The organism is Aminivibrio sp. (assembly GCF_016756745.1).
GTDB lineage: Bacteria > Synergistota > Synergistia > Synergistales > Aminobacteriaceae > Aminivibrio.
This window is the reverse complement of sequence record NZ_JAESIH010000055.1, coordinates 96720-115123: the sequence shown is the minus strand read 5'-3', so window position 1 is coordinate 115123 and position 18404 is coordinate 96720. Positions and strand designations below refer to the sequence as shown.

Annotated in this window: 19 protein-coding genes; 14 read left to right on the top strand and 5 right to left on the bottom strand. The window is 61.3% G+C overall.

The genetic code is table 11. The features are described 5' to 3' along the window. The first annotated feature begins 12 nt into the window (after positions 1–12). Positions 13–1197 carry a metallophosphoesterase gene (locus tag JMJ95_RS09205; protein WP_290684726.1) on the top strand — a complete coding sequence of 395 codons (1185 nt, stop codon included), beginning with the start codon at positions 13–15 and terminating at the stop codon, positions 1195–1197. 53 nt (positions 1198–1250) lie between these two features. On the opposite strand, the gene JMJ95_RS09200 is transcribed toward JMJ95_RS09205, so the two are convergent. Next, positions 1251–1955: an amino acid racemase gene (locus JMJ95_RS09200; protein WP_290684724.1), complete on the bottom strand. Its 705-nt coding sequence runs from the start codon at positions 1953–1955 to the stop codon at positions 1251–1253. Between the two features lie 185 nt (positions 1956–2140). Here JMJ95_RS09200 and JMJ95_RS09195 point away from each other — a divergent pair, with 185 nt between their 5' ends. From JMJ95_RS09195 to JMJ95_RS09145, 11 genes are all read left to right on the top strand, one after another. After that, on the top strand, positions 2141–2959 hold the full coding sequence (locus JMJ95_RS09195; RefSeq protein ID WP_290684722.1) for a phosphate ABC transporter substrate-binding protein: 819 nt from the start codon (positions 2141–2143) through the stop codon (positions 2957–2959). Positions 2960–3046: 87 nt separating this feature from the next. Beyond that, positions 3047–3910: a phosphate ABC transporter permease subunit PstC gene (pstC, locus tag JMJ95_RS09190; RefSeq protein WP_290684720.1), complete on the top strand. Its 864-nt coding sequence runs from the start codon at positions 3047–3049 to the stop codon at positions 3908–3910. 1 nt (position 3911) lies between these two features. Continuing rightward, positions 3912–4766, top strand: a complete 855-nt coding sequence (pstA, locus tag JMJ95_RS09185; protein ID WP_290684718.1) for a phosphate ABC transporter permease PstA — start codon at positions 3912–3914, stop codon at positions 4764–4766. Positions 4767–4779: 13 nt separating this feature from the next. Continuing rightward, on the top strand, positions 4780–5538 hold the full coding sequence (gene pstB / locus JMJ95_RS09180) for a phosphate ABC transporter ATP-binding protein PstB (RefSeq protein WP_290684716.1): 759 nt from the start codon (positions 4780–4782) through the stop codon (positions 5536–5538). A gap of 23 nt (positions 5539–5561) precedes the next feature. Continuing rightward, a complete protein-coding gene (gene phoU / locus JMJ95_RS09175) occupies positions 5562–6251 on the top strand; it encodes a phosphate signaling complex protein PhoU (RefSeq protein WP_290684714.1) in 690 nt (229 codons plus the stop codon). Between the two features lie 3 nt (positions 6252–6254). After that, positions 6255–6947 carry a response regulator transcription factor gene (locus JMJ95_RS09170; protein ID WP_290684712.1) on the top strand — a complete coding sequence of 231 codons (693 nt, stop codon included), beginning with the start codon at positions 6255–6257 and terminating at the stop codon, positions 6945–6947. Continuing rightward, on the top strand, positions 6944–8710 hold the full coding sequence (locus JMJ95_RS09165; RefSeq protein ID WP_290684710.1) for an ATP-binding protein: 1767 nt from the start codon (positions 6944–6946) through the stop codon (positions 8708–8710). Before JMJ95_RS09170 ends, JMJ95_RS09165 begins: the two co-directional genes overlap by 4 nt. 175 nt (positions 8711–8885) lie before the next feature. Beyond that, complete coding sequence (locus JMJ95_RS09160; RefSeq protein ID WP_290684708.1) at positions 8886–9749, top strand: IclR family transcriptional regulator; 864 nt, start codon at positions 8886–8888, stop codon at positions 9747–9749. Positions 9750–9798: 49 nt separating this feature from the next. After that, complete coding sequence (locus JMJ95_RS09155; protein ID WP_290684706.1) at positions 9799–10038, top strand: hypothetical protein; 240 nt, start codon at positions 9799–9801, stop codon at positions 10036–10038. Between the two features lie 30 nt (positions 10039–10068). Further along, positions 10069–10830 (top strand): 2-dehydro-3-deoxy-D-gluconate 5-dehydrogenase KduD, encoded by a 762-nt coding sequence (gene kduD / locus JMJ95_RS09150; protein ID WP_290684704.1) that lies wholly within the window; start codon positions 10069–10071, stop codon positions 10828–10830. 11 nt (positions 10831–10841) lie between these two features. Beyond that, positions 10842–11855, top strand: a complete 1014-nt coding sequence (locus JMJ95_RS09145; protein WP_290684702.1) for a Zn-dependent oxidoreductase — start codon at positions 10842–10844, stop codon at positions 11853–11855. A 68-nt stretch (positions 11856–11923) separates the two neighbouring features. Here the strand turns inward: JMJ95_RS09145 and JMJ95_RS09140 are convergent, their stop codons facing one another. Both JMJ95_RS09140 and JMJ95_RS09135 read right to left on the bottom strand, forming a co-directional pair. Then, positions 11924–12829, bottom strand: coding sequence for a DMT family transporter (locus JMJ95_RS09140; protein WP_290684700.1), 906 nt, complete (start codon positions 12827–12829; stop codon positions 11924–11926). A 239-nt stretch (positions 12830–13068) separates the two neighbouring features. Beyond that, positions 13069–13317 (bottom strand): hypothetical protein, encoded by a 249-nt coding sequence (locus tag JMJ95_RS09135; protein ID WP_290684698.1) that lies wholly within the window; start codon positions 13315–13317, stop codon positions 13069–13071. Between the two features lie 70 nt (positions 13318–13387). On the opposite strand from JMJ95_RS09135, the gene JMJ95_RS09130 reads away from it, so the two are divergent. Further along, positions 13388–14548, top strand: a complete 1161-nt coding sequence (locus JMJ95_RS09130; protein ID WP_290684696.1) for an iron-containing alcohol dehydrogenase — start codon at positions 13388–13390, stop codon at positions 14546–14548. Between the two features lie 61 nt (positions 14549–14609). Here the strand turns inward: JMJ95_RS09130 and gyrB are convergent, their stop codons facing one another. Next, complete coding sequence (gene gyrB, locus JMJ95_RS09125) at positions 14610–16514, bottom strand: DNA topoisomerase (ATP-hydrolyzing) subunit B (protein ID WP_290684755.1); 1905 nt, start codon at positions 16512–16514, stop codon at positions 14610–14612. Between the two features lie 8 nt (positions 16515–16522). Then, positions 16523–16735 carry a hypothetical protein gene (locus tag JMJ95_RS09120; protein WP_290684695.1) on the bottom strand — a complete coding sequence of 71 codons (213 nt, stop codon included), beginning with the start codon at positions 16733–16735 and terminating at the stop codon, positions 16523–16525. Between the two features lie 518 nt (positions 16736–17253). Here JMJ95_RS09120 and JMJ95_RS09115 point away from each other — a divergent pair. Further along, positions 17254–18156: a YitT family protein gene (locus tag JMJ95_RS09115; protein WP_290684694.1), complete on the top strand. Its 903-nt coding sequence runs from the start codon at positions 17254–17256 to the stop codon at positions 18154–18156. Positions 18157–18404 lie beyond the last annotated feature (248 nt).

The window sequence follows — 18404 nt, the reverse complement described above, 5'->3', positions numbered from 1 at the left end:
GAGGAACGGAGAATGAGCCGGAGTTTTGCCGTGTTTTTTTCGCTCTACGTGCTGGTTTACGGAAGCATGCACGTCTATGTTTACTTCAAGCTGAGAAGCGCCATAGGAAGAGGCTGGAAATGGACCGCCCTTTTCATCATGGTGTCTTTGGCCATGATCGTCGGCGCCAGGGCCCTGTGGCTCTTCGACTTCGGGGATGCCCGCACCCTTCGGAAGGTTCTTTCCTACTCGGGGTACGTGTGGATGGCCTTCATGTTCATGACCTTCGCCTGGTTTGTCCTCATCGACCTGGCGAGGCTGCTCTTCTATATTCTCGACAGCATCGTCTCCACCAGGTTTGGTGACCTGCTCGGTTCGCCGAAGCTGCGGGCGGCCGTAGCCGTCTCCGCCGCTCTTTCCATCTGCCTGTACGGCTGGTTCGAGGCGCTGAACGTCAGGACGGTCACCATCACCATCCCCACATCGAAGCTGTCGAGAGGAGCGGACCGTGTCCGTATCGCCCAGCTCTCCGACGTGCACCTCGGGGGGATTATCCAGGAGGAACGGCTGGCAGCCATGCTCGATGCGGTGAGGAAGGCGGAACCCGACATGCTCGTCGTCACGGGGGATCTTGTGGACGGCGGAATGGAGGAGCGCCGGCCCGAGGTCGCCCTTTTCCGGTCCCTGAAGCTGCCCCACGGCATCTACGCCGTAACGGGAAATCACGAATACTATGCGGGCATCGACCAGTCCCTGGCCTTCATGGAACATGCCGGCCTGAGGGTTCTGCGGAACGAGGCTGTTCGTGCCGGGGGCGTCATTCTCGCCGGCGTGGACGACAAGACAGGCAACCGGTACGGCCGCCCTGCCGCGCAGGACGCATCCGTCCTGGCGGGGATGCCGCCGAACCGCTTCGTGGTGCTCCTCAAGCACCAGCCGCTCATCGACCATGATGCGGTGGGACTGTTTGATCTCCAACTCTCCGGGCACACCCACGGCGGCCAGATCTGGCCGTTCTACTGGGTGACCAGGGCGGTCTACGATTACCGGCCGGGCCTTCGGGCCATCGCCCCCCCGGAGAGGAGCGGGCAGGCCCATGCGGCTCCCCTGAAGAGGCAGAGCCGGATCTACGTGAACAACGGCGCTGGAACATGGGGTCCTCCCATACGGTTCCTCACCCCTCCCGAAGTGACGATCATTGACATCGTGAGGGAATAGGAGAGAAAAAAGGGGCTCACCGGCATTTCCGAGGAGGCCCTTTTTATTCCCCGTCAGGGGTAGAGAACCCGGAGGCAGGCTTCGCAGAGGGCTCCCAGGCTGGATACGGTCTTCTCCTGTGGAAGGCCCGATGCGTCGTAGGCCAGGGGAAGCTCCGTGCAGGCCGCGCATATGGGAAGATCCCGTTCCTCCCACAGCGCCAGCACCACGCCTTTCAGCAGCTCCCCCCCCTCCGTCTTCCTGTTCGACTTTACCAGTTCGATGCTTTTCTGCACCTTCCGCTGAACTTCCATGGAGGGGACAAAGAAGGGGTAATTCCTCTTTTCCGCATATCCCTGGTAGAGCCCGCTGTCCATGGTCCCCCTCGTGGCAAGGAGCCAGGCCCCTTTAGGGCTCATCCGCTCCGCCGCGGCCACGGTCTCGTCGATGATGTGGACGAGGGGTACGGGCAGTTCGTCCCGGAAGCGGTCGATGAAGAAGTGGGCCGTGTTGCAGGGCACCGCGAGGAAATCGGCTCCCCATCCCGCGAGGGTGAGGAGGTTCTTCTTCAGCCGCTCCGTGGGGTCCTCCCCCGTGCCGAGAATGGCACTGCTCCGGTCGGGCACCTGGGGGTCGGAGAGCAGGTAGGTCACGGCGTGCTCCTGGTCCCGGGAGACGGGTGCCCGTTCCGCCAGGAGCCGGAGAAACTCCGCCGCCGCCGCCGGTCCCATGCCGCCGAGCACACCGAGAATTTTATCGGGCTGTTTCTTGTTCACCATGAAAACACCTCCGGAGAGTTTTGTCTCTACATTATATATCATGCACGGGAGGAGAGGGGCGAAGATGTTTCACAACCGTTACATTACCGTGCGGCATCTGTTACCTATCCGGCCTATACTGTCCTCATCGGTCGGGGATGGTCTCCGGCGAACAGACAGAAAAAATCAAGGAGGTTCTTTCGGCAATGAGAAAAACGGCAGCGATTCTCGCGGGAATAGCGATCCTCTCCCTTTCGGGCATGGCCTTCGGGGCTGAAATCGTCATGAACGGTTCCACCACGGTTCTCCCCATCGCCCAGGCGGCGGCGGAGAAGTACATGGCGGCCAACGAAGGCGTGAAGATCAGCGTCTCCGGTGGCGGCAGCGGCAACGGCATCAAGGCCATCATCGACGGAACCACCGACATCGCCAATTCCTCCAGGTTCATCAAGCTGGAGGAGGTCAAGACGGCGGTTGAGAAAGGGACCTATCCCGTTCCCTTCGCGGTGGCCATGGATGCCCTGCTCCCCATCATCCACCCCGACAACCCGGTCCGGGATCTTTCCATCGACCAGCTCCAGGCGATTTATTCCGGTAAGATCACCAGCTGGAAGGACGTGGGCGGAGAGGACAAACCCATCGCCGTGGTCGGACGGGACACCAGTTCCGGCACCTACGAGACCTGGCAGGAGATCGTTCTCAAGAAGGAAAGAGTGTCCCCCAGGGCCCTGATCGTGGCCTCCTCGGGAGCCATGCTCACCACCGTGGCCAAGAACAAGTACGCCATCGGCTACGACGGTATCGGCTACATCAACAACACGGTGAAGCCCCTCATGGTGAACGGAAAGAAAGGTTCAGTCGAGACTGTCCTTGACGGTTCCTACCCCATCGCCCGCTTCCTCTACATGTTCACGAAAGGTTGGCCGACCGGCGAGATCATGAAGTTCATTAACTACATGCTCGGTGACGAAGGGCAGAAAGTGGTCGCTTCCACGGGGTTCGTACCCATGAGGATCCTGAAGTAGCGGATGCCGGAATCGGAGAGCGGATCCGGCGCTCCCTCCCCCGGCCGGGGGCGGGAGCGCCGTTTTAATGATGAAAGAGGGATTGTCATGAAAGACAGGCTGCCGGGAACCATCGTGAAGGGAATTTCAAGTGCGGGGATACTTGTTATGCTCTTCATTCTGTACTTCCTTTTCCGGGAGGGGCTTCCCGTGCTCAGGAGCGTCACGCTGAAAGAACTGTTTTGGGGCGACTTGTGGTACCCCGCCGAATCCCCCCCCATATTGGGCATGTTCCCCCTCATCGCCGGCACCTTGGCTGTGACGGGGCTTTCTTCCCTCCTGGCGGTTCCTTTCAGCCTTCTCATCGCCGTTTTCGTGTCTGAAATGGCTCCCCGTCCGATCAGGGAATTTCTGAAGCCGATCCTCGAGCTTCTCGGCTTCTTTCCGTCCATCGTTCTCGGTTTCATCGGCATGGCGGCCCTTGCCCCCTGGCTGCAGGAAACCTTCGACATGCTTTCGGGACTGAACCTCCTCAACGCGTCCCTCCTGCTGGGCATTCTTACCATTCCGGTGGTGAGCTCCCTTGCCGAGGAAGCCCTGGGTGCAGTCCCCCAGGACCTTCGGGACGCTTCCTACGCCCTGGGTGCCACCCGCTGGGAGACTACCCGGAAAGTGGTCATCCCCTCGGCCCTTCCGGGAATACTGAGCGCATCCCTCCTTGGGGTCATGCGGGCGATGGGAGAGACCATGGTGGTCCTCATGGCCGCCGGCGGAGCGGCTATCATCCCCAAGTCCGTCTTCGACCCCGTCCGGCCGCTCACCTCTACCATAGCCGCTGAAATGGGGGAGACCCCGGTGGGCTCTCCCCACTACTCCGCTCTTTTCTTCGGAGGCATGATTCTCTTGGTCATGACCCTGACGGTGAACCTGCTCTCGGCCTGGATCGAGAAAAAGGGAAAGATGGTGAAGTAGTATGGATCGCCGGCAAATAGCGGACAAAATCATGACCTTCCTCTGCTGGGCCTCCGGGCTCATCCTGACAGCCTTGGTCTTTTCTATCCTGGCCTTCGTCTTCGTTCGCGGGTATTCCGTTCTTTCCCTGGACTTCCTCCTGGAGCCGCCCCGGGACAGCATGACCAAGGGAGGCATACTGACCCCCCTCGTGGGAACCATTCAGCTCGTGGCGGTGGCCATGGCTTTCGCCATTCCCGTCGGGGTGGCCACGGGACTCTACTTCGCCGAGTACGCCCGGGACGATCTGTTCACCCGCATCCTTAGGCTGGCCATCCGGTCCCTTGCCGGGGTGCCCTCGGTGGTCTTCGGGCTTTTCGGACTCTCCCTCTTCGTTATCCTGTTCCAGTTCGGGCCAAGCCTTCTTTCAGCCGCGCTGACCCTGGCATGTCTGACTCTTCCGCTCATGGTCACCGCATCGGAGCAGGCTTTTCTCGCCGTGCCCCAGGATTACCGGGACGGGTCCTACGCCCTCGGGGCCTCGAAATGGCAGACCATCCGGCGGGTGGTGCTTCCTTCGGCGGCACCGACGGTCATTACCGGGATCATCCTCAGCATCGGCCGGGTGGCTGGGGAGACGGCGCCCATCATGTTCACCGGCGCGGCCTTTTTCGCTCCCCATATCGCGAAGAGCCTCTTTTCCGAGGTGATGGCCCTGCCGTACCACATCTACGTTCTCGCCACGGCGGGAACCTTCATCGAGGAAACCCTCCCCATACAGTACGGAACGGTTCTCGTTCTTCTTCTTCTCGTCCTGGGAATCTGCTCCGTGGGGATATACATGCGGTCCCGGCTTCGCCGGAGGATGCGCCGATAAGAGGGGGAGAACAATGGAAAAAGTACAGATCAGCGCGAAAAACGTGAATCTCTATTACGGGGCCGCCCGGGTGCTGAAGGATGTCTCAGTGGACATCCTGGAAAAAAACGTGACGGCCCTCATCGGCCCTTCAGGCTGCGGGAAAAGCACCTTCCTGAGGTGCATCAACAGGATGAACGATTTCATCCCCTCCGCCCGGTTCGAGGGAGAAATCCGCATCGACGGCATCGACATCTACGACAGGGGAACGGACGTGATCGCCCTGCGGCGGAAGGTGGGCATGGTGTTCCAGAAGCCCAACCCGTTCCCCATGTCCATCTACGACAACGTGGCCTACGGTCCGCGCCTTCACGGCATCCGGAACAGGGAAAAGCTCGACGAAATCGTCCGGAGCAGCCTCGCCGGCGCCGCCCTGTGGGACGAGGTGAAGGACAAACTCAAAAGCCCCGGCACGGGCCTCTCGGGAGGGCAGCAGCAGCGGCTCTGCATCGCCCGGGCCATTGCCACGGAACCGGCCGTACTGCTCATGGATGAGCCCACGAGCGCCCTGGATCCCCTGGCGACCGCCCGCATCGAAGAGCTGGTGAGAGAGCTCAAGAAGAACTATACTGTGGTCATCGTGACCCACAACATGCAGCAGGCCGCCCGTATTTCCGACAAAACGGCATTCTTTCTTCTGGGCGACCTCGTGGAATACGACAGCACGCCGAAGATGTTCACGTCGCCCGGGGACAAGCGGACGGAAGATTATATCACCGGAAGGTTCGGCTAGGGGCCGAGGGGGAGGAAGAGGCAATGAACGAAGTCAACCTGAGAAAGCAGCTCGAAGAGGACCTCGGGGAGCTGAAACGGATGATCCTCCGGCTCGGGAGGATGGCGGAAGAAGCCATCTCCAGGGCGGTCTGGGCGCTGAAGAACCAAGATACGGACGTCGCCCGTTCTGTCATCGAAAAGGACGACGAACTCGACGAACTGGCCGAAGGAGTGGACAGCGCCTGCATGCATTTCACCGCCCGATACCAGCCCCTCGGCGAGGATCTTCGGGCCGTGACCTCCATTATGCATATGGCCATAGACCTTGAGCGGGTCGGCGACTACGGCGGCAACATCGCCAAGGTAGCCCTGGACCTGGCCGGGCAGGAACTCATCAAGCCCCTCATCGACATTCCCCGCATGGTGGATGCCCTCGCCGCCATGGTGGAAAAGGCGCTTGCCGCCTTCGATACGGAAGACGCGGAGGCCGCGAAGGCCGTATTCCCCATGGACGATCTTCTTGACGACCTGGAAAAGCAGATCATGAGGGAACTGTTGCTCCTGATGATGGAAAACCCCCAGCGAATCGGGCAGGCAACCCTGCTCCTGAACGTGGCGAGAACCCTGGAACGGGCGGGTGACCACATCACCAACGTGGCGGAACGGGTGGTGTATATTTACACCGGCAAACCCGTGAAGGCCTCCGCTTTCCGGCGGCCGAAGGAGCGGTGAGCCGTGCCGGGGCAGAGAATACTTATCGTCGAGGACGAGGAGGCCATCGTGGAGGTCGTGTCCCAGACCTTGCGGCGGCACGGCTATGAAACGGCCGCCGCCGCGGACGGAGACAGCGCCCTTGAAATGGCGTTCTCCCTGAGGCCCGACCTGGTGATCCTGGACCTTATGCTGCCGAAGATGGACGGGTGGGAGGTCTGCCGCAGGCTCAAGGCGGACCGGCAGACCGCTTCCGTCCCCGTCCTTATGCTCACCGCCCGGAGAGAAGAGCGGGACGTGGTGGAGGGACTGGAAATCGGCGCCGATGACTACATGAAAAAACCCTTCTCCCTGGCGGAGCTGGCTGCCCGGGTCAAGGCCCTTCTCCGGAGGGCCGATCCCGGCGAAGGAGGCAAAATCGTGGAGGACGGCGACCTCCGCATAGAAGTCGACGGGGAAACGGCCCTGCTCCGGGGGACGCCCCTGGACCTCAGCCCCACGGAATTCCGCCTCCTCGAAGCACTGGCCAGGAGAATGGGGCGCACCGTTCCCAGGGAGGAGCTGCTGTCGAAAATCTGGAGCTTCTACGGCGGCGACACCAGGACGGTGGACGTCCACATTTCCCGCCTCCGGAAGAAGCTTGACGACGGAAAACGCCCCGCCCTGGCGGTCAATTCCCTCCGGGGAAGAGGCTACCGCCTGGTATGGGAGGAATGACGGCCTTGCTGACCCTGAAGAAAAAAGTGATTTTCCTGGTAGCCGCCGTGGTTTTCTGTGCCTTCGGCATCAGCTGGGCCCTGCTGTACGGCGTGGTGCGGGACGGGATCGTCAGGCAGAGCGCCCTGGAGCTTTCCCGCCAGACGGCTCTGCTCTCCGTCTCCCTGTCGAAGGAGGGACTCCCCGGCTTTCTGAAGGATCTCGCCCGCTGGGAGGGGATTCTGCGGGGGAGGGTCACCCTCGTGGATGCGGGGGGCGCCGTTCTCGCCGATACGGAAAGAGACCCCTCCGGCATGGACAACCACCTTTCCCGGCCCGAGGTCAGGGAAGCCCTGTCCGGGGGCGAGGGGAAGGCCCTGCGGTACAGCGCCACCACGAACATGTACTATCTCTATTTCGCCCGGAGAGTTTCCCTTGACGGGGGGCGGACAGCGGTCATCCGGTCCGCCTACCCTCTGGAGTACCTTTCTGCGGCGTTTGCCGAGACCCGGAACAGGTTCCTTCTCTACCTCTTCGTCGCCGTGGCGCTGATCGTAGCCTTCGGCGCCGGCATGGTCCGTCTCTTTTTCCGTCCGCTCGACCGGGTCGTCGAGTCCGCGGGCAAAATTGCCCAGGGAGAGGAAGTCCGCTTCCCCATCATGGCCGAACCGGAACTGCAGCGGCTTTCCAACGCCCTGGACGGCATGTCCGCCCAGCTCAGGGGCACCATGGAGGAGCTCCGGTCCGAACGGGAGGACCTCTCCCGGATCGTCACGGCGCTCCCGGTGGGCGTTGTCCTGCTTGACGACGGCAGAAGGGTCCGGTACATGAACGGGGTCGCCACCCGGCTGCTTGCCGTGCGGGGGGACGTATCGCCCGGGACCCCGGTGGAGAGGATACTCCCTTCCGGCGAAATGTACGGACTTATCGAGGCGCCCCAGGAAGGCGGGGAGCAGAGCAGGGTGTTCGACCTGCCCGAACTTGACGGAAGATGCCTCGGAATAACCTCCAGGAAGACGGCGACGGGGGTGCTTCTCGTGGTTACGGACCTTACAGAGGAGCGGCGGATCGAGCAGTCCCGGAGGGATTTTGTCGCCGACGCCGGGCACGAGTTTCAGACACCTCTGACCGCCATCCGGGCGGCGGCCGAGTACCTTCTTGAAGCGCAGGAGGAGGAGACGGCGGAGCAGCGGAAAAAATTCCTTACCTCCATCATCACCCAGCAGGAACGAATGAGCAGGCTGGTGGACGATCTTCTTTTGCTCTCGAGGATGGAATCGGAACCGCCCCTCCGGGATGAGGAGGAGGCTGACCTTTCCCTCCTCGTCACCGGGGTGGCCGACCAGTGCCGGAGCCACCCCTTCGCATCCCTGATCGCCGTCGAAACGGATGTGCCTCCACAGGCGCCGGCTGTTGTCAGGCCGGCGGACCTGACGAGAGCCCTTTCGAATCTCGTGGAAAACAGCCTGAAGTATGTCCGGGAGAAGTTCGGGACCAGCGAGGGAGGCCGGGTGACCCTGACCCTCCGGGAGGACGGGGATTTCTGGAGTATTCTTGTTGCCGACAACGGTCCCGGCATTTCTCCGGAGACCGCCCCCGTGCTCTTCGAACGGTTCCGGCGGGGAGATGCCTCCCGGTCCAGGGGCGAGTGGGGCAAGGGAGGTTACGGCCTCGGCCTCGCCATAGCGAAGAGGATATTGATCCGGGCGGGAGGGGATCTTCTCTTCCGCCCGTCGGAGACAGGAGCCCTCTTCGAGGCCCGTGTTCCCGTGAAACACGCCTGAAAAAATCCGCAGGTGCCGATCCGGCCCGGAGCTCCATCCGGGCCGGATTTGTTTTATGGGTTGATTTTTTGTTTCATGGATTGGGAAAAATAAAGTTGACAGGTCCCGCCCCCTGTCGTAACGTAGTGGTGGTTGTTTCATCCAAAGAATCGTCATTTTGGCAGGTGGAATTTTTATGGCAAAGAAAGCAAGGACAGACGGAAACAGCACCGAAACAGCGGAAGTTTTGAACGTCGCGGTAACCTGGAAGAAGAAAGACGACGAGGCCGCCGGGAAGGAGTCCGGCGGTTCCATCCGGGTTCTCGACAGGGCGATAGGTGTCCTCGGCTTCCTGGCCGAGACCCGGAGGCAGGTCGGCATTACGGAGATCGCCGATGCCGTCGGCCTCTCCAAGGCCACGGTCCACCGCATTCTCTCCACCCTCCGGGAGTACTCGGTGGTCCTGAAGGACGATAGCGGACGGTACCAGATGGGGCCTTCCGTCCTGTTCTGGGCGGACGCGTACCGCCACCGCGCCGGTCTCGCGGAGATTTCCCGCCCGTGGCTCCGGCGCCTGTGGGAGGAGAGCCATGAAACGGTCCACCTCTTTATTTACGAGGGGGGGGAGGCTTATTACCTGGACAAACTCGACAGTCCCCATCCCGTGGGGATGCGTTCCCGCATAGGAGCCAAGCGGGACCTGTACAGCACGTCCGGAGGCAGGGCAATCCTCGCGGCCCTTCCCGAAGCGGAGGTGGACGCTTACCTCGACAGGACGGAGCTGCTTCCCCGGACGGAAAACACCGTAACGGACAAGGAGGAGATCAAGGCGCTGCTTGCGGCCGGAAGAAAAAGGGGTTTCTGCGAGGAAGTGGAGGAGAACGAGGAGGGCATCCGGTGCGTGGGCGCCGCCATTCTCGACCTCAGGGGCTGCCCTGTGGGGGCGGTGAGCATAAGCGCCCCGGCCTACCGTTTCAGCGACAGCCAGTCTCTCGCCTTCGGCGCAAAAATCCGGGAGACGGCCCTGGCCATTTCCAGGGAACTGGGATACCGGGGATAACCGGAGCAGCGAGGAAGGAAAAACAGACAAAAGGACGCAGGTGTATGCGGTGACCTGCTTTCCTTCACTTTTCCCCACCGCGAATTTATTATACGAGGAGGAACTCAAGATTGTCGGCTCCAGGATGAACTGCCGCCGGTTCCCCCAGGTCATTGAATGGTTCGAAAAGGGCCTGGTGAACCCCGACCCCCTGATCTCGGCGGTCTACCCCTTCGAGAAGATCAACACGGCCTTCAGGGATATCCTGGAGGATCCGGAAAAGTACCTCAAGGTGCTCATTACCTATTGACGGCAATATGCGAAAGGAAGGCGAAAAGAAATGATACTCGATTCGTTCAGGCTCGACGGCAAGGTGGCGGTCGTAACGGGCGCGCGGAAAGGCCTTGGCTTCGGCATTGCCGAAGGCCTCGCCGAAGCGGGGGCGGACATTGTGGGCGTGGGACCTCTTCCCATGCCGGAGACGGAAAAGGCGGTGACATCCCTCGGCAGGAAATTTCTCTACGTGGAGGCCGATCTGACCTCCCAGAAAAGGATCCCGGATATCGTGGCGGAGACCGTTGCCGGCCTCGGCTCGCTGGATATCCTTGTGAACAACGCGGGCATCATCCGCCGGGCGGACGTCCTGGAGTTTTCGGAGAAGGACTGGGACGACGTGATGAACGTGAACCTCAAGAGCCTGTTCTTTCTCTCCCAGGAGGCGGCCCGGCAGATGGAGAAACAGGGCAGGGGCGGTAAGATCGTGAACATCGCCTCCATGCTCTCCTTCCAGGGGGGCATCAGGGTTCCCTCCTACACGGCGAGCAAAAGCGCCGTTGCAGGACTGACGAAGCTCCTGGCCAACGAACTGGCGAAGCACGGGATCCAGGTGAACGCCATTGCCCCCGGCTACATGGCCACGGACAATACGGAGCCCCTCCGGAAAGATCCCGTCAGGCACGAGGAGATCCTTGCCAGGATCCCCGCGGGCAGGTGGGGTACCCCCGACGACCTCAAGGGCGCGGCGGTCTTCCTTTCGTCCGCCGCTTCCGACTACGTAACGGGCTACATCGTCGCCGTGGACGGCGGCTGGCTCTCCAGGTAGGAAAGCGGACCATGAAAGTCGTGTATGTAGCGGAGCCCCACAGTCTTGAAATCCGGGAAGTTCCCGTCCCCGAGCCGGGAAGGGGAGAAGTGCTCGTCCGGGTTCGTGCCGGGGGCATCTGCGGCTCGGACATGCATATCTACCACGGCACCAACCCTCTCGCGAAATACCCGAGGGTCATAGGCCACGAGTTTGCCGGAGAAATTGCGGCTGTAGGGGACGGTGTGACTGAATACGCCCGGGGGGATCACGTGGCGGTGGATCCTGTCGTCGGCTGCGGAACCTGCTATCCCTGCTCCATAGGCCGCCCCAACGTGTGCGAGCGGCTGGAAGTCTTCGGTGTCCACAGGGATGGGGGGTTTGCGGAATATATTGCCCTCCCCGAAAAAAACCTTCACAAAATTCCCTTCGACTGGTCCTTCGAAAAGGGGGCCCTCGTCGAGCCGTTCACCATCGCGGCGAACGTCCTCTCCAGGACGGAGTGCTCGGGAAGCGACCGGTTGCTTGTCCTGGGCGCCGGCCCCATAGGCCGGGTGATCCTGCAGGCGGCCCGGAGGCTCGGAACGGCCTGCGCCGTGGCCGACATCGTGGACGTGCGGCTTGAGAAAGCCCGCTCCCTCGGGGCGGAGCTCGCGGTCAACACCCGGGAGGCTTCCCTGGAGGATACCATGGCTGAATGGACCGGAGGGGCAGGGGTTCCGCTCATCATCGACGCCGTAGGCAACCCCGACCTGTTCCCCTCCCTTCTCCGCATGGCATCCCCTGCGGGCCGGATAGGCCTGCTCGGGTTCTCGAAGGAGCCTTCGTCTTTCGTCCAGCTCGAGGCGGTGAAGAAAGAGCTCTCCATTTTCGGCTCCCGGCTCAACCGGAACAAGTTCCCCGAGGTCATCTCGTGGTTTTCCGACGGTTCGGTACATCCGGAACTCCTCGTGTCCCACAGGTTCCCCTTCGAACAGGTCCGGGAGGTAATGAAGTTCATCGAGGAAAACCCCTCGGAGGTGTGCAAGGTCATCCTGGAGTTCTAGACGACGGGCAGGAAAAGCCGCGCCCCCGCGCGAAAAAGGCGCAGGGGCGCGGAGATTACCGAAGGGCATCAGGTGCTGACGGTAAGCACTCCCCCGAGGATGCAGAGAATGCCCGCCCACTGCACGGGCCGCATGGACTCGTGGAACAGAACCACCGCCATGCCCGCCGCGATCAGGGGGCTCGTTGCCGTGATCGGTGTTGCCACCGATACCGGGATGATCCTGATGGCCAGGGCGAAAACGTACCCACCGGCGGCGAGGCCGAAGATTCCGGCGGCGATGGCGTAAGCCCGGATTGCCCTGGGCGCCGTCAGCAGGTGGAGCCGCTTTTCAGGATTTTTTCTCGTCCGCCAGGCCCAGATGCCCCAGGACACCGCGAAGAGGAACAGGGCACGCCACAGGGTGACGGATGCGGCGGGGAGGTCGTGGACGGACAGCAGCCATTTCTGGAGCACCATGACGGCGGCCCAGCTGAAGGCGGCCGCCAGGGCGAGAAGGAAGCCCTTCCACGATGCAGTTTCCGCCCCGGCGTCGGCGGTCTTCCGGCCTCCGGATTTCAGCATCAAAAGCCCTGCGATCATGACGCCCGTGCCCAGGACGAGGGGAAGGGTAATTGACTCCCCGAGCCAGAAGAAGGAGATGGCGGCGACGAAGAGGGGATAGCAGCAGGTGGTTCCCACCGCCCTGCTCACACCGATGAGTTCGAGGGACTTGAAATAGCAGAGGTCTCCGAGAACGTTTCCCACGAGGATGTTCAGGAAGACGAAGAGAAGCAGCCGGGAAGGAAAGCGCCAGATAATGAAGGCGTTCGGGTCGAGAATACAGAAAATCAGCGAAGCCGCCACAAACCCGATGGTACGGGAGGCGGCCATTTCGGTATGGTCCAGGAAGGCGAGCCCCTTTTTCAGGAATACGGGGCCGAGAGCCCAGAAGACAGCCGCTGCGCAACAGTACAAAACTCCTGCGAGATACACTGGTATTGCCTCCCTGGTCGCATTGACCGTTATACTTCTCCGGATTTCCGGATTGAATGCAATGATAGCATACAATATCACGGCGGAGAACGGCCGATCAAAATCTGTCTTCTTCTTCAAAAGAATGTTCAGGGAAGCCCGGCTGGAAAAGGGTAAAGGGGGAAAAAAGCAGCCGGCGCAGGCACGGCGGAACCACGTTCGCCGCGCTGCCGCCCGGGAGGCTTATGCGGGAAAGGGATTTACCTGAAAAAGGGCAGCATGTTCCGCCGTTCCGATATCCAGCGGATGGCGAGGGAATCCGTCCAGTTTTTCGACGGATTGATCATGAGATCGAGGGAGACGGCGAGAAGCACTATGGTGATGCAGATGAAAACAGTGTAAAAGATGATACGGATCTGCCTGGCAAGGGGTGAGGGTTGCCCCGTTTTCCGCGGATTCTTTTTGGTTTCCGTTCCCATGGTATCATCTCCTTTGTTCTTCGCCGCCATTATACATCCTCCGGCTTCCGGGGGTACAATACTGTTCATGCCGGGAGTTCCTCGGCGAAAGGAGAAAAACATGCAGAATTTTACATTTTACGCGCCGACAAAAATCATTTTCGGCAGGGGAACCATTCCGCAGATCGGAGATGCCCTTGCGGCGGACGGGATTTCCAAGGTGGTCCTTGTGGCGGGAGGAGGTTCCATCTTCAAAAACGGCGTCCACGAGGCCGTGACGGAATCCCTGAAGAAACACGGCATCCATTATGCCGAAATGGGGGGCGTCCGGTCGAACCCCAGGCTGTCCAAGCTCCGGGACGTCGTCGCCCTGCTGAAGAGTGAGAAAGCCCAAGCCGTGCTGGCCGTGGGCGGGGGAAGCGTCTTCGACACGGCGAAGGCGGCTGCCATGGGGGCTCTCTACGACGGCGACGTCTGGGACTTCTTCTGCGGCAGGGCGGCCGTGAAGGAAGCCCTGCCCGTCTACGGCGTGCTGACCGCGTCGGGCACTTCCTCGGAGATGAACAACACCGCCGTGGTCACCAGGGAAGAGGACGAGAGCAAGTGGTCGATAGCGTCCCCCGTCCTCGTCCCAAAAGTGTCCGTCATCGACCCGTCGGTCCAGGCGAGCCTCCCGGAGGGCCAGACGGTGAGCGGCGGAATCGACGCCGTCACCCATGTCCTCGAGGCCTACGTGGTCTCCTGCCCGGGGCTCGACTTTGTCCAGGACTACTGTGAAACCCTCATCCGGGCCATGATGCGCCGGATTCCCCAGCTCGTGAAGGATCCGGCGGACTACGAGGCCCGGGCGGAACTCGCCTGGTGCTGCACCCTGGCCCACAACGGCATGAGCAACGTGGGCCGTCCCACCCGGGGGGATTTCGCCTCCCACCGCATCGAGCACTCCCTGAGCGCCATCTTTGACGTCCCCCACGGCATGGGGTTGGCCATCATCATGCCCGCCTGGATGGAATATGTGTACAGGGACGCGGAACCCGTGTTCGAACGGCTCGCCGCACATGTTTTCGGCATCAGGGACGGTGAAGACCGGGCCCTGAGAGGTATCCGCGCGCTAAGGGAGTACTTCCGCTCCCTCGGGTCTCCCGTGACTCTCCGGGAAGTCGGAGTGGCCAAGGCGGATCTGCCCAGGATCGCCGACAACGCGGCGAAGCTCGCCCCCCTCGGGGCGGTGCGGAAGATCGAGAGGGAGGACATCCTCCGGATCCTGGAGATGGCCTACTAGAGACAAGTAAAAAGGGGCCTCCGGGATTGCCGGAGGCCCCTTCGAGATGCTGATTCCGTCCCTAGATGTCCAGGTTGCGTACCTCGTGGGCGTGGGCAGCGATGAAGTCCCGCCGGGGCTCCACCTTGTCGCCCATGAGGATGCTGAAATACTCGTCGGCGCCCATGAGGTCGTCGATCTCCACTCTCTTGAGAACCCTGTTCTGGGGATCCATGGTGGTCTCCCAGAGCTGTTCAGGGTTCATTTCGCCGAGTCCCTTGTACCGCTGCACGCTGATCTTGGATGGGTCCGGGGCGTTGTCCAGGATGTTCCTGAGTTCTTTTTCGTTGTAGCAGTAAGAGACCGTCTTGCCCTTCTGAACCCGGTACAGGGGCGGCTGGGCCAGGTAAAGGTATCCTTTTTCGATGAGGGCCGGCATGTACCGGTAAAAGAAGGTCAGCAGCAGGGTGCTGATATGGGCGCCGTCCACATCGGCGTCCGTCATGATGATGATCTTGTGGTACCGCAGCTTGCCCGTGTCGAAATCGTCTCCCACGCCGGCTCCCAGGGTCTGGATCATGGTCCGGATCTCCTGGTTGGCCAGGACCTTGTCAAGCCTGGCCTTTTCAACGTTCAGGATTTTCCCCCGCAGCGGAAGGATGGCCTGGAAGCTCCTGTCCCGTCCCTGCTTGGCGCTGCCTCCGGCCGAATCTCCCTCAACAATGTAGACCTCGGTGTTTTCGGGGTTCCTGCTCGAGCAGTCCGCGAGCTTTCCCGGAAGGCTCAGGCCGGTCATCACAGACTTGCGGACCAGTTCTCTCGCCCGCTTGGCCGCCTCTCTCGCCTGCCGTGCCTTGATGGCCTTTTCCACCACGGCCTTCACGACCTGTGGGTTATCCTCGAACCAGGCAAGCAGCCCTTCGTAGACGATGGAATCCACGATTCCCTTCACATCGCTGTTTCCGAGCTTGGTCTTGGTCTGCCCCTCGAACTGGGGATTGGACAGCTTCACGGAGACCACGCAGGTAAGGCCTTCCTTCAGATCGTCTCCCGAGAGGTTCTCTTCCTTCTCCTTCAGCAGCTTGCCCCTGCGGGCAGCTTCGTTCACGCCCCTGGTGAGGGCGGTCCGCAGGCCGGAGACATGGGTGCCTCCCTCGACGGTGTGGATGAGGTTGGCGAAGCCGAAGACCCTCTCGAGATAGCCGTCGTTGTACTGGAGACCGATGTCCACCGATACGCCGTCCTTCTCGCCGGAAATGGTCACCGGCTCGGAGAAGAGCACTGTCTTGCCCCGGTTCAGGTATTCTATGAAGGATTTCATCCCGCCGTCGTAGCGGAATTCCTTGACCTTGTTCTCCCTCTTGTCGTCGAGGGTGATGGAAAGTCCCGGGTTCAGGAAGGCGAGCTCCCGGAGGCGGACGCTCAGGAGTTCGGCGGAGAACTTGACCTCCTCGAAGATGTCCTTGTCGGCGAGGAAGTGGACCATGGTCCCGTTCTTCTCCGTGGGGACGCCTTCAGAAAGCTCCGTCACGGGGATGCCCCGCTCGAACCTCTGGGTGCGGGATTCGCCGTTCCGGCATATGGTGATCTCGAGCCACTCCGACAGGGCGTTGACCACGGAGACGCCCACACCGTGGAGACCCCCGCTGACCTTGTAGGCGCCGCTGTCGAACTTGCCTCCGGCGTGGAGGGTCGTAAGCACCACTTCCGACGCGGGGCGGCCGTTGGAGGGGTGGGGGTCGGTGGGGATGCCCCGGCCGTTGTCCTCCACGGAAATGCTTTCATCGGGGTGAATGGTCACGTATATGGATGTGCAGTATCCTCCGATGGCTTCGTCCACAGAATTGTCCACCACTTCGTAGACCAGGTGGTGAAGCCCTCTCGCCGCCGTGTCGCCGATGTACATTCCCGGACGTTTCCTGACCGCCTGGAGCCCCTCCAGGACCTGAATGCTGCTGGCGGTATACTGGCGGGCCGCCGGACTCATCGTCATGTTCAGTTTCCTCCCATTCGTCTGCGAAGAGGCTCGGCGTTTTCCCTTGCCTCTTTGCTGAAAGCGTTGTATCTTTTACCCAGCGTTTCCGGGCGGAAACCCGTCGCCAGGATTGTTCCGTCGTCGAGATAGACGGCCGTTTCTTCGCCGTGGCGTATCATGGCGATAACGCGCCGGATGGAGACCACGTACTGTCCTTCAAGAGGAATAAACATGTTTTCCACTCCGCTCCATAGGTCTGCAACCAATATATTATACCAGACCGGGAGCGGGAATTCGGGCAAAGAGGGCATCCCTAAATCCGCAGGCAGCGGGGAGTGTCACCAGTGCTCGCTTGGGCCGCCGGTGCAGATTGTCGTCCTTGACAACTGCACCTGAAACCGACATCCGTGTCGGTTTCTCGGCCCGGGCGCTGTGCCCGGCGACACTCCCTCTGCCTGAAAAACCTGCGGATTTAGGGCATCCTCAATCCGCACCCCAGCGGGGCGCGTCACCGGGGAACGCCTGGGGTGCGGGTAGAGTGGGTTGTCGTCCATGACAACTGCCCGGGCGCGTCCCGCGGCTCCCTGCGTTCGCCGGTTGCCTGCCTGTGAAACCGACATCCGTGTCGGTTCCCCTGCTCCAGCGCCTCCCCGGGGAGGGCGAATTTGCCTCATGCCCGGCGACACTTCTTCTGCCTGGAAAAACTGTTGATTTGGTGCTTTGATTCGCATTTCAGAGGAGGAGAGGCAAAGTGAAATTCACGACGCTGAAAGCCGGTCTCCGTTCAGCCGCAGAGCGGTTCGCGAAGGAGGTCAGGGAAGAGTGGGGGACTTTCCTCGCCGTGACTGCGGGGGTGTCCCTCCAAGCCCTGGCGGTGGTGATTTTCGTGCTTCCGAACCGTTTCCCGGACCTTGGAGTGTCCGGAATTGCCGTGCTGTCGAATTACGTGTTCGGCATTTCTCCGGCGTGGGTTATCCTTGCCGCCAACACGCTGCTCATGATCTGGGCCTGGAAGGAGCTGTCCCCCAGGTTTGTCCTGTGGACGGCCTGGGCGGTGGTGCTTTTTTCCCTTCTGTTGAAGGCCTTCGAGTTCGTTCCGGTGCCCGTCATCGGTGACAAATTCATGGCGGCGATGGTGTCCGGGGCCATACGGGGGCTCGGTGCAGGCCTGGTCTTTCGGGTGGGGGGATCCACGGGAGGCCTCGACATCCCCGGCATGGCCATGAGAAAACGGTACGGCATCGAAATGGGGCAGTTCTCAATCTACATCAACATGGGGATCCTGGCCCTCTCCTTCTTCGTGGTGGGGCTCGATTCGGCCATCTACGGCGCCGTGGGGCTCTACGTTTTCGGCATTGTGCTGGACAACACTACCCGCTCCTTCGACCGCAGGAAGCAGGCCATCATCATCACCAACATCCCCGACGAGGTGTCAGAATACATCAACCTCACTCTTCACCGGGGAGTCACCAGGCTGGACGGCATGGGAGGATACTCCAAGCAGCCCAGGCCCGTCCTCCTCACCCTTCTTGAACCCCGACAGACCATGCAGCTGAAGAGGTTTCTCGCGGAGCGTGATCCCAGGGCCTTCATGTCCGTGGTCGAAGCGTCCGAAGTGCTGGGCAAGGGATTCAAAAGCTGGAAGAGTCTCTGACGTACCCGCTACGACCCGAAAGAACATGAAAAAGGATATGCGAAAAAAAGTCCGTTCCGAAGGCATAGCCTGCTTTCCTGAGCGCCTTCTCCCCGCGGGAATGACATTCTGAACGAAAATCCGCCCTCCCTACTGAATCCTTTCTCCGTCCGGGTAGGAAAAATCCCCCTCGGGTCCGGCCCGAAGGGGTGATTTTCCAAGCGAAACCGGAAGGGTGCTGCTGCATCGCGTCTCCGGCAGTGAGCCCG

Coding starts and splice junctions, on each gene's coding strand:
- JMJ95_RS09200 (WP_290684724.1), bottom strand. CDS start 1,955: ATGGTGAACAAGAAACAGCCCGATAAAATTCTCGGTGTGCTCGGCGGC.
- JMJ95_RS09130 (WP_290684696.1), top strand. CDS start 13,388: ATGCAGAATTTTACATTTTACGCGCCGACAAAAATCATTTTCGGCAGG.
- pstB (WP_290684716.1), top strand. CDS start 4,780: ATGGAAAAAGTACAGATCAGCGCGAAAAACGTGAATCTCTATTACGGG.
- pstC (WP_290684720.1), top strand. CDS start 3,047: ATGAAAGACAGGCTGCCGGGAACCATCGTGAAGGGAATTTCAAGTGCG.
- gyrB (WP_290684755.1), bottom strand. CDS start 16,514: ATGAGTCCGGCGGCCCGCCAGTATACCGCCAGCAGCATTCAGGTCCTG.
- JMJ95_RS09135 (WP_290684698.1), bottom strand. CDS start 13,317: ATGGCGGCGAAGAACAAAGGAGATGATACCATGGGAACGGAAACCAAA.
- JMJ95_RS09165 (WP_290684710.1), top strand. CDS start 6,944: ATGACGGCCTTGCTGACCCTGAAGAAAAAAGTGATTTTCCTGGTAGCC.
- phoU (WP_290684714.1), top strand. CDS start 5,562: ATGAACGAAGTCAACCTGAGAAAGCAGCTCGAAGAGGACCTCGGGGAG.
- JMJ95_RS09205 (WP_290684726.1), top strand. CDS start 13: ATGAGCCGGAGTTTTGCCGTGTTTTTTTCGCTCTACGTGCTGGTTTAC.
- kduD (WP_290684704.1), top strand. CDS start 10,069: ATGATACTCGATTCGTTCAGGCTCGACGGCAAGGTGGCGGTCGTAACG.
- JMJ95_RS09195 (WP_290684722.1), top strand. CDS start 2,141: ATGAGAAAAACGGCAGCGATTCTCGCGGGAATAGCGATCCTCTCCCTT.
- JMJ95_RS09120 (WP_290684695.1), bottom strand. CDS start 16,735: ATGTTTATTCCTCTTGAAGGACAGTACGTGGTCTCCATCCGGCGCGTT.
- pstA (WP_290684718.1), top strand. CDS start 3,912: ATGGATCGCCGGCAAATAGCGGACAAAATCATGACCTTCCTCTGCTGG.
- JMJ95_RS09160 (WP_290684708.1), top strand. CDS start 8,886: ATGGCAAAGAAAGCAAGGACAGACGGAAACAGCACCGAAACAGCGGAA.
- JMJ95_RS09145 (WP_290684702.1), top strand. CDS start 10,842: ATGAAAGTCGTGTATGTAGCGGAGCCCCACAGTCTTGAAATCCGGGAA.